At 54.5% G+C, this 15805-nt stretch carries 15 protein-coding genes and 1 other RNA gene; 12 read left to right on the top strand and 4 right to left on the bottom strand.

Going from position 1 to position 15805, the window contains the following annotated elements:
- The first annotated feature begins 43 nt into the window (after positions 1–43).
- The 3 genes from secD to HMPREF1487_RS04100 are packed head-to-tail and all read left to right on the top strand — an operon-like array spanning position 44 to position 3431.
- A complete protein-coding gene (secD, locus tag HMPREF1487_RS04110) occupies positions 44–1912 on the top strand; it encodes a protein translocase subunit SecD (RefSeq protein WP_010795333.1) in 1869 nt (622 codons plus the stop codon).
- Between the two features lie 9 nt (positions 1913–1921).
- Positions 1922–2830 carry a protein translocase subunit SecF gene (gene secF, locus HMPREF1487_RS04105; protein ID WP_010795332.1) on the top strand — a complete coding sequence of 303 codons (909 nt, stop codon included), beginning with the start codon at positions 1922–1924 and terminating at the stop codon, positions 2828–2830.
- A gap of 55 nt (positions 2831–2885) precedes the next feature.
- The gene (locus HMPREF1487_RS04100) at positions 2886–3431 is read left to right on the top strand and encodes a glycine zipper 2TM domain-containing protein (RefSeq protein WP_010795331.1); all 546 of its coding nucleotides are present in this window, start codon (positions 2886–2888) and stop codon (positions 3429–3431) included.
- Between the two features lie 51 nt (positions 3432–3482).
- Here the strand turns inward: HMPREF1487_RS04100 and HMPREF1487_RS04095 are convergent, their stop codons facing one another.
- Genes HMPREF1487_RS04095 through HMPREF1487_RS04080 form a run of 4 tightly spaced genes read right to left on the bottom strand, consistent with a single transcriptional unit; the run spans position 3483 to position 6795 of the window.
- The gene (locus HMPREF1487_RS04095; protein WP_010795330.1) at positions 3483–4055 is read right to left on the bottom strand and encodes a BON domain-containing protein; all 573 of its coding nucleotides are present in this window, start codon (positions 4053–4055) and stop codon (positions 3483–3485) included.
- Positions 4052–4645: a phosphoheptose isomerase gene (locus HMPREF1487_RS04090; RefSeq protein WP_010795329.1), complete on the bottom strand. Its 594-nt coding sequence runs from the start codon at positions 4643–4645 to the stop codon at positions 4052–4054. The genes HMPREF1487_RS04095 and HMPREF1487_RS04090 overlap by 4 nt, the downstream gene beginning before the upstream one ends.
- A 27-nt stretch (positions 4646–4672) precedes the next feature.
- Positions 4673–5044 (bottom strand): YraN family protein, encoded by a 372-nt coding sequence (locus tag HMPREF1487_RS04085; RefSeq protein WP_010795328.1) that lies wholly within the window; start codon positions 5042–5044, stop codon positions 4673–4675.
- Positions 5041–6795, bottom strand: coding sequence for a penicillin-binding protein activator (locus HMPREF1487_RS04080; RefSeq protein ID WP_010795327.1), 1755 nt, complete (start codon positions 6793–6795; stop codon positions 5041–5043). Before HMPREF1487_RS04080 ends, HMPREF1487_RS04085 begins: the two co-directional genes overlap by 4 nt.
- A gap of 122 nt (positions 6796–6917) precedes the next feature.
- On the opposite strand from HMPREF1487_RS04080, the gene rsmI reads away from it, so the two are divergent.
- The 9 genes from rsmI to mraY all read left to right on the top strand — a co-directional run bounded on the left by rsmI (position 6918) and on the right by mraY (position 15798).
- Complete coding sequence (gene rsmI, locus HMPREF1487_RS04075) at positions 6918–7766, top strand: 16S rRNA (cytidine(1402)-2'-O)-methyltransferase (RefSeq protein WP_010795326.1); 849 nt, start codon at positions 6918–6920, stop codon at positions 7764–7766.
- Between the two features lie 51 nt (positions 7767–7817).
- Positions 7818–8175: RNase P RNA component class A (gene rnpB / locus HMPREF1487_RS26380), an RNA gene on the top strand.
- A 289-nt stretch (positions 8176–8464) separates the two neighbouring features.
- On the top strand, positions 8465–8920 hold the full coding sequence (mraZ, locus tag HMPREF1487_RS04070; RefSeq protein WP_010795325.1) for a division/cell wall cluster transcriptional repressor MraZ: 456 nt from the start codon (positions 8465–8467) through the stop codon (positions 8918–8920).
- A 2-nt stretch (positions 8921–8922) separates the two neighbouring features.
- Positions 8923–9861, top strand: a complete 939-nt coding sequence (rsmH, locus tag HMPREF1487_RS04065; RefSeq protein WP_010795324.1) for a 16S rRNA (cytosine(1402)-N(4))-methyltransferase RsmH — start codon at positions 8923–8925, stop codon at positions 9859–9861.
- Positions 9858–10151, top strand: coding sequence for a cell division protein FtsL (gene ftsL / locus HMPREF1487_RS04060; RefSeq protein WP_010795323.1), 294 nt, complete (start codon positions 9858–9860; stop codon positions 10149–10151). Before rsmH ends, ftsL begins: the two co-directional genes overlap by 4 nt.
- Complete coding sequence (locus HMPREF1487_RS04055; RefSeq protein ID WP_010795322.1) at positions 10148–11896, top strand: peptidoglycan D,D-transpeptidase FtsI family protein; 1749 nt, start codon at positions 10148–10150, stop codon at positions 11894–11896. Before ftsL ends, HMPREF1487_RS04055 begins: the two co-directional genes overlap by 4 nt.
- Positions 11893–13356 (top strand): UDP-N-acetylmuramoyl-L-alanyl-D-glutamate--2,6-diaminopimelate ligase, encoded by a 1464-nt coding sequence (locus HMPREF1487_RS04050; RefSeq protein WP_037029698.1) that lies wholly within the window; start codon positions 11893–11895, stop codon positions 13354–13356. Before HMPREF1487_RS04055 ends, HMPREF1487_RS04050 begins: the two co-directional genes overlap by 4 nt.
- Positions 13349–14716: a UDP-N-acetylmuramoyl-tripeptide--D-alanyl-D-alanine ligase gene (gene murF, locus HMPREF1487_RS04045; RefSeq protein WP_010795320.1), complete on the top strand. Its 1368-nt coding sequence runs from the start codon at positions 13349–13351 to the stop codon at positions 14714–14716. Before HMPREF1487_RS04050 ends, murF begins: the two co-directional genes overlap by 8 nt.
- The gene (mraY, locus tag HMPREF1487_RS04040; protein WP_010795319.1) at positions 14716–15798 is read left to right on the top strand and encodes a phospho-N-acetylmuramoyl-pentapeptide-transferase; all 1083 of its coding nucleotides are present in this window, start codon (positions 14716–14718) and stop codon (positions 15796–15798) included. Before murF ends, mraY begins: the two co-directional genes overlap by 1 nt.
- Positions 15799–15805: the final 7 nt, after the last annotated feature.

The raw sequence follows: 15805 nt of genomic DNA, 5'->3' as shown, positions 1-15805 counted from the left end.
ACGGGGCGCGCAAGGCGCCTCGTTTCTTAATCCGGGCGGTGTCATGCTCAATAAATATCCCTTATGGAAATACCTGCTGATCCTGGCAGTGCTGGTGGTCGGCTTCATTTATTCCGCGCCCAATCTCTACCCCGATGATCCTGCTATTCAAATCAGCAGCTCAAGCACGGAACTGACGGTGAGTCAGGCGGAATTGGATAACATTACCAAGGCGCTGGCCGACGCCAATATCAGCGTAAAGGCTGTCGATCTTGCCAGTGACGGTAAGCGCGGGCTCATTCGGTTGAGTAAGGCAGATGATCAATTGCCGGCTCAGGACGTAGTGCGCAAGACCTTGGGTGATGACTATGTTGTTGCGCTTAACTTAGCCCCGACTACGCCCGAATGGCTGCGCAAGCTTGGCGCAAGTCCAATGAAGTTGGGTCTTGACCTGTCGGGTGGTGTGCATTTCCTGCTATCCGTTGACATGGATAAGGCTGTCGATGCGCGTATGAAAGTGTACGACAGCGAAGTGAAGACACTGCTTCGTCGCGAGAGAGTCCGCTACCGCAGTCTTCCCCAGCAGGGCAATGTCATTCAGCTAGGCTTTGCTGATGCGCAAGCGCTAGAACAAGCGTCCGATCTGATCCGAAAGAATTACAACGACTTCGTTCTGACAAATGAAGCGCGTGACAATCTTCAGGTGCTACGCCTTGAACTGTCTCAGGCGAAGCTGACGGAGATTCGTGAATATTCCATCAAACAGAACCTTACTACTGTTCGTAACCGTGTGAACGAGCTGGGTGTGGCCGAGCCGCTTGTTCAGCGTCAAGGCGCCAACCGTATTGTAGTAGAGTTGCCTGGCGTACAGGACACTGCAGAAGCGAAGCGTATTCTCGGCAAGACGGCGAACCTGGAGTTCCGTCTGGCAGCAACGCAAGACACTCCGCGCAGTGCTACAGAAAGCTTTGAGTTCCGTGATGCCGGTCGTCAATCCGTTCCGCTGGAACGCAGTGTAATCATTACGGGTGATCAGGTTACAGACGCTTCTGCAAGCTTTGATGAAAATGGTCGCCCGCAAGTGAACATCAAACTGGATGGTCACGGTGGTGATCTGATGAGTCGTGCTACGCGTGGGAACATTGGACGCAGCATGGCCGTTGTGTTCATTGAGCAGAAGCCGGTGACTCGCTACGAGCGTCAGACCGTTAATGGTGTTGAAAAGGATGTCGCCGTACCAAGCTTCCAGGAAGATCGCCGTATTATCAGTCTGGCTACCATCCAGTCAGCGCTGGGCAACAGTTTCCGTATTACAGGGCTGAATGGTTCTGGTGAAGCCTCCGAGCTTGCGCTGCTGTTGCGTGCTGGTGGTCTTGCCGCGCCCATGTATTTCGCTGAGGAGCGAACGCTGGGCCCAAGCCTTGGTGCAGATAATATTGCCAAGGGCCTTGATGCTGCGCTCTGGGGAATGGCTTTTGTCTCCCTGTTTATTATCGTGATCTACCGCGTCTTTGGTGTGATCGCGACAGTGGCGTTGGGCTTCAACATGGTTCTTTTGATCGGGTTGATGTCTGTCCTTAATGCAACGCTTACGCTGCCAGGTATTGCCGGTATCGTTCTGACAATGGGTATGGCGGTTGATGCCAACGTATTGATCTTCTCGCGTATCCGTGAAGAACTGGCGAATGGTATGCACGTACAGCGAGCCATTCATGAAGGTTTCAGCAGGGCGTTCAGTGCGATTGTCGATGCCAACCTGACTACGCTTCTCGTCGGCGCGATCCTGTTTGCAATGGGCACCGGCCCGGTCAAGGGCTTCGCTGTCACAATGTCGCTCGGTATTTTCACCTCCATGTTCACAGCCATCATGGTGACTCGCGCAATGGTCAACCTGAGCTTTGGCGGCCGTAACATCAAGAAGCTGTGGATTTGAGGAGCTGCGATGAAACGAACCATTAATTTCATGGGCGTACGCAATGTTGCGTTCGCCCTGACACTGGTGCTTACATTGATTGCCATTGGTAGCCTGGCTATCAAGGGACTCAATTTCGGCCTGGATTTCACAGGCGGAACCCTGATTGAGCTGCGTTATGAGAAAGCAGCGGATTTGGGAAGCATTCGTACTCAACTGGAGCGTTCGGGCTTCAAGGATGCTGTTGTTCAGAGCTTTGGTGCGACTACCGATGTGCTGGTACGTATGCCTGGCGATGATGCGCAGCTAGGTCAGAAGGTTGCGGCTGCGCTGCAGCAGGCCAGTAACGATAATCCGGCTTCTGTTACGCGTGTCGAGTTCGTAGGTCCCCAGGTAGGGGAAGAGCTGCGGGACCAGGGTGGACTCGGAATGCTTCTGGCGCTGGGCGGGGTATTGCTTTACGTCGGCTTTCGTTTCCAATGGAAGTTTGCGTTGGGCGCGATCCTGTCTCTCGTGCACGACGTTATTGTTACGCTTGGTGTGCTGTCGTTCTTCCAGGTTACGTTCGATTTGACCGTTCTGGCTGCAGTACTGGCTATCATTGGCTATTCATTGAACGACACCATCGTGGTGTTTGACCGGGTACGTGAAAACTTCCGTGTTTTACGCAAAGCAAGCCTGATCGATAACATCAACATCTCTACTACGCAGACACTTCTCAGAACCTTGGCGACATCCATTTCCACGTTGTTGGCAATTACAGCATTGCTGGTTTTTGGAGGCGATAACCTCTTTGGTTTCTCGGTTGCCTTGTTTATTGGTGTGCTCGCAGGGACTTATTCTTCAATCTATATCGCAAACGTTGTGTTGATCTGGCTGAATTTGAACTCGGAAGACCTGATACCACCAGCAGCAAAGGAACTTGATGACAGGCCTTGATGTCCGAGGCTTGGAATAAGGTGGATGCCTTGTTGGTAAATCAGGAGAGATTGACGTGAATAAATCGATGCTCGTTGGAACGGTATTGGGCGCAGTTCTGGTTACGGCTGGAGGTGCTGTTGCCTATGGTGTTTCAGATCGAGGTCCAAAGTTCGCTGAGGTCGTAGCCGTCCAACCGGTCAAGGAAACGATCAAAACGCCCCGTGAAGTCTGTAAGGATGTAGCGGTTACACATCGCAGGCCTGTACAGGATCAGCATCAGATTGCCGGAACTGCCATCGGTGCTGTAGTCGGTGGTCTGCTGGGTAATCAGGTCGGTGGGGGTAATGGCAAGAAGCTTGCTACTGTCGCCGGGGCTGTGGGTGGAGGTTACGTAGGTAACAAAACCCAGGAGCACATGCAGAACTCCGATACCTATACCACTACGCAAAAGCGCTGCAGCACGGTTACAGACGCGAGCGAAAAAGTGGTGGCTTACGACGTCAAGTATCTGCTGGATGGTAAAGTAGGGCAGGTCCGCATGGATCGTGATCCCGGTAAGCAGATCCCCGTACAGGGTGGTCAGCTGGTATTGGCCGAGCAGACTGCTTCCGTACAGTAAGAAAAGTGACCACAAAGAACCCGCCATATGGCGGGTTTTTTTATGCTCGAATCAGTCGATGTACTCGAAGAGTTTCACGATCCTTTGAACACCAGAGACGCTCTGAGCAACGTTTGTGGCCAGATTGGCTTCTTGATGCGTCACCAGGCCAAGCATGTAAACAATGCCGTTTTCCGTGACTATCTTGATGCGAGAGGCAGGCACACTGTTATCAGTAAGCATCTTGCTTTTGATCTTGGTGGTAATCCAGGTGTCGTTGTTACGAGCTAGCAAAGATGAGGGCTCAAGTACCTGAAGTTCGTTATGAACCAGCTTTACACGTTGTACATTGCGCGCAACCTGCTCGGCCTGTGCCTTGAGTTCTGGACGCGGAGTCTGGCCGGCCAGTAGAACTACTCCGTTATAGCTGACAACGACAATGTGCGACTTATCCAGGTCAGGGTTGGCCTTGGATATATTCACTTTTGCCTTGGTCTCGATCAGTGAATCATCAATCTTACTACCGATGGTCCGCGTGCCGCGGTTGTCCGCGATGGGGTCGTCACGGGTTGCGCTTAGAAAGCCGCTGCAGCCGCTGAGTACGACGGTGAGGGCGAGGCAGGACAGTGCCAAGCATTTTTTCATTCTTCACTCCCGAACAGTTGCTGATCTATCTGGTCGCACAGGCAGTGGATGACTAGCAGATGCACTTCCTGAATGCGTGCTGTTACTTTGGCTGGGACGCGAATCTCGATATCTTCTGGCAGAAGCAGCGAGGCCATGCCGCCCCCGTCTCGCCCGGTAAGCGCTACAACCGTCATCTCGCGGTCATGAGCGGCTTGTATGGCCTGGATTATATTGGCTGAGTTTCCGCTGGTGGAAATGGCAAGCAGTACATCGCCAGGCTGGCCCAACGCCCGAATTTGCTTTGAGAAGACTTCGTTGTAGCTATAGTCGTTCGCAATTGAGGTCAGGGTCGAGCTGTCGGTTGTCAAGGCGAGGGCGGGCAGGCTTGGGCGCTCACGCTCAAAACGATTGAGAAGCTCTGATGAAAAATGCTGGGCATCTCCTGCGGAGCCACCGTTTCCGCAGGACAGGATTTTTCCTTCATTCAATAGTGCATTGACCATTACCTGGCTGGCATGCTCGATGTGAGGAACAAGCACATCCATGGCCTGACGCTTGGTCTCAATGCTGTCCAGGAAGAGTTTGGTAATGCGGGCTTGCGTGTCCATCGGGTTTGCTTGACCTTGTAAAACTACTCAGGAATCGAATGCGTTCTTTATCCATTCGAGATGCGAAGAGGTACTGCCGACAGCAGGGCTGAGCGCAACAACATCAAAGCGGCAAGGGGATTTAGCCCAACGAGACTCGCTTTGAAGAAAAAGCTGTGCGGTTGCAATCAGACGTTGACGCTTTCTGGCGTCAATGCTTTCAACGGCTCCGCCCCAGGCAATATGACGCCTGGAGCGTACTTCCACAAATACTACTGTATCCCTGTCGAGCATGACCAGATCAAGCTCGCCGCTACGCCGCGACCAGTTGCGGACTACAAGTTTGAGCCCTTGTTTCTGCAGGTAGGCAAGCGCTTGATCTTCGGCGGCCTGCCCACTTTCTCGCGTCGTGGTTTTCACAGCGTACCGGATTGTGAAACGGGCTGAACCTGCCCATTGACGAACTGGGCCCAAGGTAGTCTGCGCACCACGCGCTGCGTTGGGCTTAGCGTCAGGTCACCTGACAGGCCATTTATTTGCGTATTGGGGAGCGCCTTGAGCTGTGGCAGACGAGTAGAAAGCAAGTAGGCATCTGCTCCCATGGCATATAGGCGACCCAGGCTGCTGGACGCTTGGGGCCACTGGGTGACGACCTTGCGGCGAACAGGATCGTTGGTATTAAGCAGCCACGGTGTTTCGCAGAACTGAATTCCGTTCAGGTCCTGATCCTGAGCAGGGTTGCTGCTGCCGGAATACAGGTGTGAAGTGGCGTAGACGGGTATATCTCCAGCATATTGATACGCCAGCGTAGGCTTGATCTGGCGAGCCTGTTGGGGTGTTGCTGCAAGGAAGATAAAGTCGATGCTTTGCCCGCCCTGACGGTTTTGCAGCAGACGCGTAATCTGGCGTGCCAGCTCTACCGGCTGATCGATTCGCTCGGCTCCAAGCAGCATGCCGCCTTTTGCCCGCCACTCCTGGTCAAAGGCTGCCAGTACACGGTCGCCCCAATCGCCGCGTGGAACCATCGCTACCGCAGTGTGCTTGCCTTCTTCTGCTGCGCGGTCGGCCGCTTCGCGTGCCTCATCCTCTGCCGCCAGACCGAACTGATAGAGCTGCTTTGGACCTACGCCTTGACTGTCGCTGTAGTTGAGCGCAAGAGTAGGCAAAGGTAGCTGTTGATGATCGCTGAGTTGCTTGACCAGGCTTTTCTCTAACGGACCAACCACCAGCTGGGCGCCGTCGGCTTTGGCCTGACGATAAAAGTCGTCAATGGAGCGGACCTGTGTGCTGTCGTAAAAGGATACGGCAGGAGGTGTCTGGCCGTTTTGCTGACTCTCGTAAAGCGAAGCCATGAAGCCGTCCTGTAAGGCGCGGGATACATTGGCAAGTTGTCCCTGTTGCGGTAGCAGCAAGGCGATATGTGTCAGCGGCTGCTGCTCCAGGTTGCGCAGCTTTTCAAGCGCTTGCGGAAGATGCGAGGCGGCTGGATGATTTGGATTCTGCTTGCGCCAGTCATCAATGGCGGCGAGCTGATCATCCAGTGAGCCGTTTGAATGAGTGATAGCGGCCAGTGCCAGCCAGCCATTAAGCTCATTGTTGCCTGCCACAGGTTGGAGTTGGTCGGCAGGAAGAGCCGAAATCAGACTCCAGATGGCTTCGTGGTTGGCGCTGGCCTGATCACTTTTGAGAAGCGGGGCAATGAAAATGCGCTCCTTGGCTGCCGCCAGGGTCTGGTTGTCTGCCTGCAGGGCGCGTGCCTTTACCATGGATACACTGATCTGCTGCTCGACAGGCAGCTCGCTCAGGTGTTCGAAGCCAGGCTGTTGGAGTGCTTTCAGAGCCTCCTTTGGCTGATTTTCCGCTAAAGCAATTTCGCCTCTCAGGGTGCCGGCGTATACCTGCGGTATAGGCTTCAATTGCTGCAGTTGAATGCTGCCCAGTATCTGCTTGGCCTGCGTGAAGTTTTGCTGCTTGTAGGCAATCTCGGCAGCGGAGAGGCGCAGCATGTTGGCCTTCTCTGATGTATCACTACCTGCCTGCTCAAGCAATTGCTGTATGTTGGCCTGGGGGATACGAGGCAGCTCACCCAATGTGTTGGAAGGCGAGCTTGCACAGGCGGCAAGTAGGCTAATAAGTGGAACGCTAACTAGCGTACGCAGGCGAACAGTCATGGCGTAATTCCTGGCGCAAAACAATTAATTGGCTGGATTGTAGCGAGTGCTGGTGAGCGGCGCGAATAGCGATGCCTCGAAACGCGTACAATGGAGGCCTTTATTGATACAAGAGTTTCATTATGAGCACTCCCGGCACGCTTTATATCGTCGCGACCCCCATAGGTAATCTGGAGGACATCAGTGCTCGGGCGCTTCGCATTCTGAAAGAAGTGTCGTTGATTGCCGCTGAAGATACGCGCCATTCTTCGCGCTTGTTGCAGCATTTCGGGATCAATACCCCTCTGGCCGCTTGCCATGATCATAATGAGCGCGAGCAGGGTGGGCGATTCATCAACCGTTTGCTCGAAGGGGGAAGTGTTGCTCTGGTCTCCGATGCAGGAACACCCCTGATTTCCGATCCGGGTTTCCATCTGGTGCGACAGGCGCGTGCTGCGCAAATCCCTGTTGTGCCGGTTCCGGGAGCCAGTGCTGTCATCGCGGCACTATCAGCGGCCGGGCTCCCATCTGACCGATTTATTTTCGAGGGCTTTCTGCCTGCAAAGGCCACGGCGCGACGAAGCCGCCTGGATGCCTTGAAGCAGGAAGAACGGACCTTGATTTTCTACGAGGCGCCCCATCGGTTGCTGGAAAGTGTTGAAGATCTTGCTGCAATCATGGGAGGCGAGCGCGTTGCTGTATTAGCCCGTGAACTGACCAAGACGTTTGAAACCATCAAGGACGCACCGCTTGGTGAGCTGGTCGACTGGATCCGATCCGATTCCAATCAGCAGCGGGGTGAGTGCGTTTTATTGATCTCGGGTTATGAGTCGCCTGAAAAGGATTCCCTGACGCCCGAGGCGGTGCGAATTTTAAATATATTGCTCGCTGAAATGCCTCTCAAACGCGCGGCTGCGTTGGCCGCTGAAATCACAGGAGAGCGTAAGAACATGCTGTACCAATTTGCTTTGGAGCAACAGAACAAGCATTAGGAAAAGATCAAGGTTGTTATACGCCTGGCATCTAGGTACCCTTGCGCCCGGAGAGTCGATCGGACAGTCGCTGCTCCCGCTGCGCAAGCAGCAGGAGGGGAGGAAAGTCCGGGCTCCATAGGGCAAGGTGCCAGGTAACGCCTGGGAGGCGTGAGCCTACGGAAAGTGCCACAGAAAATAACCGCCTAAGCTCGCAAGCGCCGGTAAGGGTGAAAAGGTGCGGTAAGAGCGCACCGCACGGCTGGCAACAGTTCGTGGCTAGGTAAACCCCACCTGGAGCAAGACCAAATAGGAATCCATAGGCGTGGCCCGCGCTGGATTCGGGTAGGTTGCTTGAGGCAGTCAGTGATGGCTGTCCTAGAGGAATGACTGTTCTCGACAGAACCCGGCTTACAGATCGACTCTCCACTCACTCTCCCTTCTCCTGCTTCACATCCTTACTGATAACCCTATCTGAGAAATTACTTTAACTAGTCGAGGCAATTAGTTGAGTTAATTTCCGTTTGTCGGAAAAGTATGTTCGTCACCGTTTCGCTAAAAGCCCCATAATTTCTGTAACTCCTTAGTCTGCAAGCCTTTTTGTGCCATGGCCTCGCCTTGACGGTGGGGGGAGCGCGTCAATATAGTGTGCCTGGTGGTACGAAGTGGTTAAAAGTGGGATTTAATGGTAGGGAAAGCCAGCCAAAGGAAGAAGCAACTTGTTCCGTGGAGCGAATGCCATCAGCCTTGACGCCAAGGGGCGCCTTACGATGCCGAGCCGGTATCGTGATGAGCTTCTAGAGCGCTGTGCCGGCCAGCTCATCGTAACGATTGATGCCATTGATACTTGCCTTTGCGTTTATCCCCTTCCCGAATGGGAAATCATCGAAAGCAAACTCCGTGAACTTCCGTCTTTAAGAGAAGAAACACGTCGTTTGCAGCGTTTGCTAATCGGTAATGCGGTAGACCTTGAGCTGGATGGGAACGGGCGTTTTTTAGTGCCGCCCCGCTTGAGGGATTATGCTCGTCTGGATAAGCGCGCTGTACTGGTAGGGCAGCTGAACAAGTTTCAGCTGTGGGATGAGGATGCCTGGAATGGTCTGTGTGAAAGCGACCTCAAGGCAATCAAGGAACCCGGCGGTTTGCCGGAAGAACTGCGCGATTTAATCCTGTGAATATGACCACTACGTTCAGCCATGTCACTGTCTTGCTCGACGAAGCCGTCGAAGCCCTGGCTGTGCGTCCCGAAGGCCTCTATGTCGATGGCACATTTGGCCGCGGAGGGCATAGCCGTGCAATTCTTGCACGACTTAAAAGCGGAAGCCTGCTTGGTTTCGACAAGGATCCCCAGGCGATCCAGTCGGGACAAGCACTGGCGGCCGAAGATGGCCGCTTTGTCATTGTGCAGCGAAGCTTTGCCGACATAGGCGAAGAACTGTTGCAGCGCGCCTGGATGGGACGTACGGATGGCGTGCTTCTCGATTTGGGCGTGTCCTCTCCTCAACTGGATGATCCCGAGCGCGGGTTCAGCTTCATGCATGATGGTCCTCTGGATATGCGTATGGATCCCTCTCGCGGTATAAGCGCCGCCGAGTGGATTGCAACCGCACCGGAAGATGAAATCAGTCGCGTATTCAAAGAGTACGGTGAAGAGCGATTCGCCAAGCGGATGGCCAGGGCTGTGGTACAGCGCAGGGACGTCACACCCTTTACGCGTACGGCTGATCTGGCCCAGGTACTGACTGACGCGAATCCTGCTTGGGAAAAAGGCAAGCATCCTGCCACGCGAGCGTTTCAGGGTATCCGGATTTTCATCAATAACGAGTTGGGCGATCTGGAAAGAGGTCTGGAAGCGGCCTTTGAAAGCCTGGCCATAGGCGGCCGGCTCGTGGTGATCAGTTTTCACTCTCTGGAAGACAGAATCGTCAAGCTCTTCATGCGTCGCCTGGCTAAGGGTGAGGCCGATAAACTTCCACGAAATCTTCCTATTCGTACGCAGGCTTTTGAGCCCCGCGCCTTGCTGGTAGGCAAGCCTGTGTATGCCTCCGAGGCTGAACTGTCCGTCAACCCTCGGTCCCGAAGTGCAGTCATGCGTATTGCGGAGAAGCTGCGATGAGTAGTCTCTTTGTAAAGCGTCTGCCCAAGGGCAGTACGACCATGTTGGTTCTATTCATAGCCGTCCTGCTGTCCGCTGTTGCTGTCGCTTACAGCGCCCACTGGAACCGGCAGTTGCTTAATACCCTGTATTCCGAGTTGAGCGTTCGAGACAAGGCCCAGGCGGAATGGGGGCGTCTGTTGCTTGAGCAAAGCACCTGGACGGCTCACAGCCGCATCGAGGCATTAGCCAGCGATCAACTCAAGATGCGCATTCCTGATCCTGAAGAGATCAAGATGGTGGCGCCATGATGAAGCTGGGGGGCATTCAACATCCATGGCGATTTCGCCTGGTTGTCATTGGCTTGGCAGGTATGGTCGCCGCTATTGGCTGGCGTGTCGTTGACCTGCATGTCATTGATCGTGCCTTCCTCAAGGGGCAGGGAGATGCCCGAAGCGTCAGAACTATTCCTATTGCTGCCCACCGCGGCCTGATCACGGATCGTAATGGTGAGCCGCTGGCTGTCAGTACGCCTGTCAGCACAATCTGGATAAACCCCAAGGAGCTGGCCGGCGCCAAGGAAAAATGGTCGATTCTGGCGGAGTCTGTAGGTCAGCCTTACGGCGATTTGGCAAAGCGTCTGGAGCAGAATTCCAATCGAGAGTTTCTTTACCTGGTTCGGGGAATAACACCGGAGCAGGGCGAAGCCGTCATGGCTACGGTCAAGCAGCACAAGATTCCTGGTGTTTATGACATCGAGGAATTTCGCCGTTTTTATCCGGCGGGTGAAGTGGCTGCACATGTCGTGGGGTTTACCGACATTGATGATCGCGGCCGTGAAGGCGTTGAGCTGGCGTTCAATGACTGGCTGGCTGGTGTCCCAGGCAAACGGCAGGTTCTGAAAGACCGGCGAGGTCGGGTCATCAAGGACGTTCAGGTTGCAAAAAACGCTAAGCCGGGCAATTCGATTGCCTTGTCCATTGACCTGCGCCTTCAGTACCTTGCAAATCGCGAATTGCGCAACGCACTCGCGCAGTTTGGCGCAGTGTCCGGTAGCCTGACGATGGTTGACGTCAAGACTGGCGAGATCCTCGCTATGGTTAACCAGCCTACCTACAATCCGAACAACCGTCGCAATCTGAACCCGGCCAGCATGCGCAACCGGGCCATGATCGATGTGTTCGAGCCAGGATCCACCATGAAGCCGCTTTCGATGAGCGCTGCTCTTGAAAGTGGACGCTGGAAGCCATCGGACACGGTGAATGTTTATCCTGGTTATCTGCAGATCGGCCGTTACACGATCAAGGACGTGGCTCGCAGCCAGGGCCCCCTGGATCTAACAGGTATTCTGATCAAGTCCAGTAACGTGGGCATGAGCAAGATTGCTTTCGATATCGGCGGCGAAACCATTTACAACACCATGCGCCAGTTTGGCCTTGGGCAGGACACTGGTCTGGGCTTTCCCGGTGAGCGTGTAGGCAATCTACCCAACTACCGTAAGTGGCATCCAGCAGAAACAGCCACATTGTCATATGGCTATGGTCTTTCCATCACCGCTATCCAGCTGGCGCATGCCTACGCCACGCTAGCCAATGATGGAAGTTTTATCCCGTTGTCCCTGACACGTGTTGAACGTTCCCCTCAAGGCTCCCAGGTGGTTCCTCAACAGGTAGCCAAAACCCTTCAGGGAATGCTGCAGCAGGTAGTTGAAGCGCCTACCGGTGTGTTCCGTGCTCAGGTGCCGGGATATCACGTGGCTGGCAAAAGTGGTACCGCCCGTAAGGCCGCAGTGGGTGCCAAAGGATATACACAGAATTCCTACCGTTCCCTTTTTGCCGGCTTCGGGCCGACCAGCAATCCGCGTATTGCCATGGTGGTCGTCATTGATGAGCCCAGCAAGGGCGGATATTACGGCGGCGTGGTCTCTGCGCCTGTTTTCAGCCGAGTCATGGCGGGTGCTTTGCGACTCATGAATGTTTCCCCCGACAATGTCGCTCCGTTGCCAGAGCAGGAGCAAGCCAGCGCTACTGAAGTATCCAGTGGAGGGCGTGGCTGATGATGTCTCTCACCCGGTTGATACCGCAGGCCAGTAGTGATGTTTCTGTAAAAGCACTTTGCCTGGACAGTCGACGTATCCAGCCAGGATCCGTTTTTTTTGCAGTACCTGGCGGAGTGCGTGATGGGCGTTTACATATTGCCGAAGCGATTGCCAATGGTGCCTCGGCAATCGTCTATGAGGCAGATCAAGCCCCCGATTTGCCTCCCGCTTCGGTACCTCTTGTGCCAGTCAAAGAGCTGGGCGCCGAGCTTTCAGCCATTGCAGGGCGTTTTTATGGCGAGCCCAGCGCTGCTCTTACGCTGATAGGCGTTACCGGTACTAATGGTAAGACCAGCGTGACGCAGCTAATCGCCCAAGCCTGTGATCGCCTAGGGCAACGCTGCGGCATCGTAGGCACGTTGGGGACAGGGTTTTGGGGAGCACTTGAGGCCGGTCGACATACCACGCCGGATCCCTTTGCGGTTCAGGCAGCGTTGGCTGCACTCAAGGAGCAGGGTGCTCAAGCTGTTGCAATGGAGGTTTCTTCTCATGGTCTGGAGCAGGGCCGTGTGGCGGCTGTGCAGTTTGATGTGGCCGTGTTCACCAACCTGTCTCGAGATCATCTTGATTATCATGGCACGATGGAGGCTTACGCCGCCGCAAAGGCCAAGCTTTTCCAGTGGCCGTCTTTACGGGCACGTGTAATCAATTTGGATGATGAGCAGGGCTGTCGTCTGGCTGAAGTCGAGCATGCCTCTCGGCTTATTACGTTCAGCCTGGAAAATCCCGCCGCTACGCTGTATTGCAAACACATCGCTTTTAGCGATGCGGGTATCGAGGCGAGTCTTGTAACGCCAGAGGGAGAGGCCAGGCTGGTCAGCCCATTGATTGGTCGCTTCAATCTCAGCAATTTGCTCGCAGCGATAGGGGCTCTGCTGGGTATGGGATTCACTTTGAGCCATATCCAGCGTGTAATGCCTGAGCTTCAGGGACCCGTCGGGCGAATGCAGCGCCTGGGAGGCGGTACGCAACCCCTGGTCGTTGTCGATTATGCCCATACTCCTGACGCGCTTGAGCAGGTTCTGGTTGCCTTACGCCCTCATGCCAAGGGGCGATTGATTTGCGTGTTTGGCTGTGGCGGCGATCGAGACAGTGGCAAGCGCCCGCTGATGGCTCGCATTGCTGAGCGGCTGGCCGATGCCGTTATCGTTACCGATGACAATCCTCGTACCGAGTCCAGCGCTCGAATTATCGACGATATTCGTGCCGGCTTTAATGAACCGGCGCGTGCCACATTTATACCCGCTCGCGACGAAGCCATTGCGTATGCCATTGGAGAGGCTTCCCGTGACGACGTAGTGCTCATTGCTGGAAAAGGGCATGAGGACTATCAGGAGGTCAACGGGGTCAGGATGCCTTTCTCTGATCTGGAGCAGGCCGCTCGCGAACTGGTTGCAAGGGATGAAAGCCATGCTTAAACCAATGTTTCTCCAGGATTTGACCGAGCCGCTTTCAGCTTCCCTGAAAGGTGGAAATGTAAGTTTTACAGCGGTCTCTACGGACAGTCGTACACTTGAGGCTGGACAGCTCTTTGTTGCGCTTACAGGGCCTCGGTTCGATGGTCACGCGTATCTATCCAGCGTAGCGGCGAAAGGCGCTGTCGCTGCATTGGTAGAAAAAGCGCAGCCTGACCTGAACATTCCTCAGCTGATCGTCAAAGACACCCGTGTCGCCCTGGGGCAGTTGGGTGAGCTTAACCGGCTCTCGTTTTCTGGCCCTGTGGTTGCCGTGACGGGGTCAAGCGGCAAGACCACAGTCAAGGAAATGCTGGCTGCCATTTTGAATACGCTGGGCTCGACACTGGCAACCCAAGGCAATCTGAACAACGACCTGGGTGCTCCGCTGACGCTATTGAGGCTGGAGCAGAGCCATCAGTATGCCGTTATCGAGCTGGGAGCCTCACGCCTAGGCGAGATCGCCTATACCGTAGGACTGACCCATCCCCACGTCTCGATCATTACCAATGCAGGACGAGCCCATGTAGGAGAGTTTGGTGGCGTCGAAAAGATTATCGAAGCCAAGGGTGAAATCCTGGAGGGGTTGGCAGCAAACGGCACTGCCATATTGAATCGAGACGATCAGGCCTTCGAAATATGGAGAAAGCGTGCCAAGGGGCGCAACGTTATCAGCTTTGGCCTGAATGACATGGCTATGTTCCGGGCTGCGAATATTGTTCGTGATGCTCGTGGCTGCCCTTCCTTCACGCTGCTCAGCCCGGCGGGTTCTGCTGACATTCAGCTAAATCTGCTGGGCGAGCACAATGTTGTCAATGCACTGGCCGCGGCCGCGGCTGCCCATGTCCTGGGAGTGGAGCTTGCGCATATTGTCCAGGGGCTTGAGGCGTTGCAGCCGGTCAAGGGGCGGACGGTAAGCAAGCTGGGTATCAACGATTCACGTGTTATCGATGACAGCTATAACGCCAACCCCGGCTCCATGAAAGCTGCTGTCGATGTACTGACAGGGTTTTCTGGCCGTACCGTTCTTGTCTTGGGCGATATGGGTGAATTGGGAGAATGGGCCGAATCTGCTCACCGCGAAGTCGGCGAGTATGCGAAAGGTAAGGTATCCGCTTTCTACGCCGTAGGTCCTCTCATGAAGCATGCCGCTGAGGCATTTGGGGCCGATGCACGGCATTTCGATGATCGGGCTGCGTTAATCGAGGCATTGCTTCTCGAGGCGGCTCCTGAATCCACATTTTTGATCAAAGGTTCGCGTAGTGCGGCGATGGATAACGTCGTTTTCGCGCTGTGCAATAAAGATGTTGAGGAGAAACACTGATGTTGCTGCTGTTGGCGGAGTTCCTGCAACAGTTTTACAAGGGCTTCGCGGTCTTTCAGTACCTGACCCTACGCGGCATTTTTGGCGTGTTGACAGCGCTCGTGCTTTCGCTTGCCTTGGGGCCGTGGATGATTCGTACCTTGCAGATACGGCAGATTGGTCAGGCAGTACGTAACGATGGGCCGCAGTCGCACCTTTCAAAGTCGGGTACACCTACGATGGGGGGCGCGCTGATCCTGACGTCGATCGGTATCAGCACGCTACTTTGGGCTGATCTTTCCAATCGATATGTGTGGACCGTGCTGGCCGTTACATTCTTGTTCGGTGCCATTGGCTGGGTGGATGACTATCGCAAGGTAATCGAAAAAAATTCTCGAGGCTTACCCAGCCGGTGGAAATATTTCTGGCAATCGGTCTTCGGCTTGGGAGCAGCAATCTTCCTTTATATGACAGCCAAGACACCTATCGAGACGACATTCATTGTCCCGCTGCTGAAAAACATCGAAATCCCGCTTGGGATTTTCTTCGTTGTGCTGACCTACTTTGTGATCGTCGGATCCAGTAACGCCGTTAACCTGACTGATGGCCTGGACGGTCTGGCCATTATGCCGACCGTAATGGTAGGTGGTGCCCTGGGTATCTTTTGCTACCTATCCGGTAACGTAAAGTTTGCTGATTATTTGCTGATTCCCTACGTAGAAGGTTCTGGTGAGCTAATCGTCTTTTGTGGCGCGCTGATCGGAGCCGGACTGGGCTTTCTATGGTTTAACACCTATCCCGCCATGGTCTTCATGGGGGATGTGGGCGCACTGGCGCTGGGTGCGGCACTGGGCACCATTGCGGTCATTGTCAGACAGGAAATTGTGCTCTTCATCATGGGTGGGGTGTTTGTGATGGAGACCCTGTCAGTAATGATTCAGGTTGCCTCCTTCAAACTCACCGGTCGTCGTGTTTTTCGCATGGCACCGATACATCACCATTTTGAACTTAAAGGCTGGCCTGAGCCGCGCGTTATCGTCCGGTTCTGGATTATCACCGTAATTCTGGTGCTGATCGGCCTGGCTACGTTGAAGCTGAGGTAAGACAACC

Origin of the sequence: Pseudomonas sp. HPB0071 (assembly GCF_000478505.2) — a bacterium.
In the GTDB taxonomy this organism is placed as follows: Bacteria; Pseudomonadota; Gammaproteobacteria; order Pseudomonadales; family Pseudomonadaceae; genus Chryseomonas; species Chryseomonas luteola.
The sequence above is the reverse complement of the archived record's forward strand: the minus strand, read 5'-3'. Positions and strand labels throughout refer to the sequence as shown.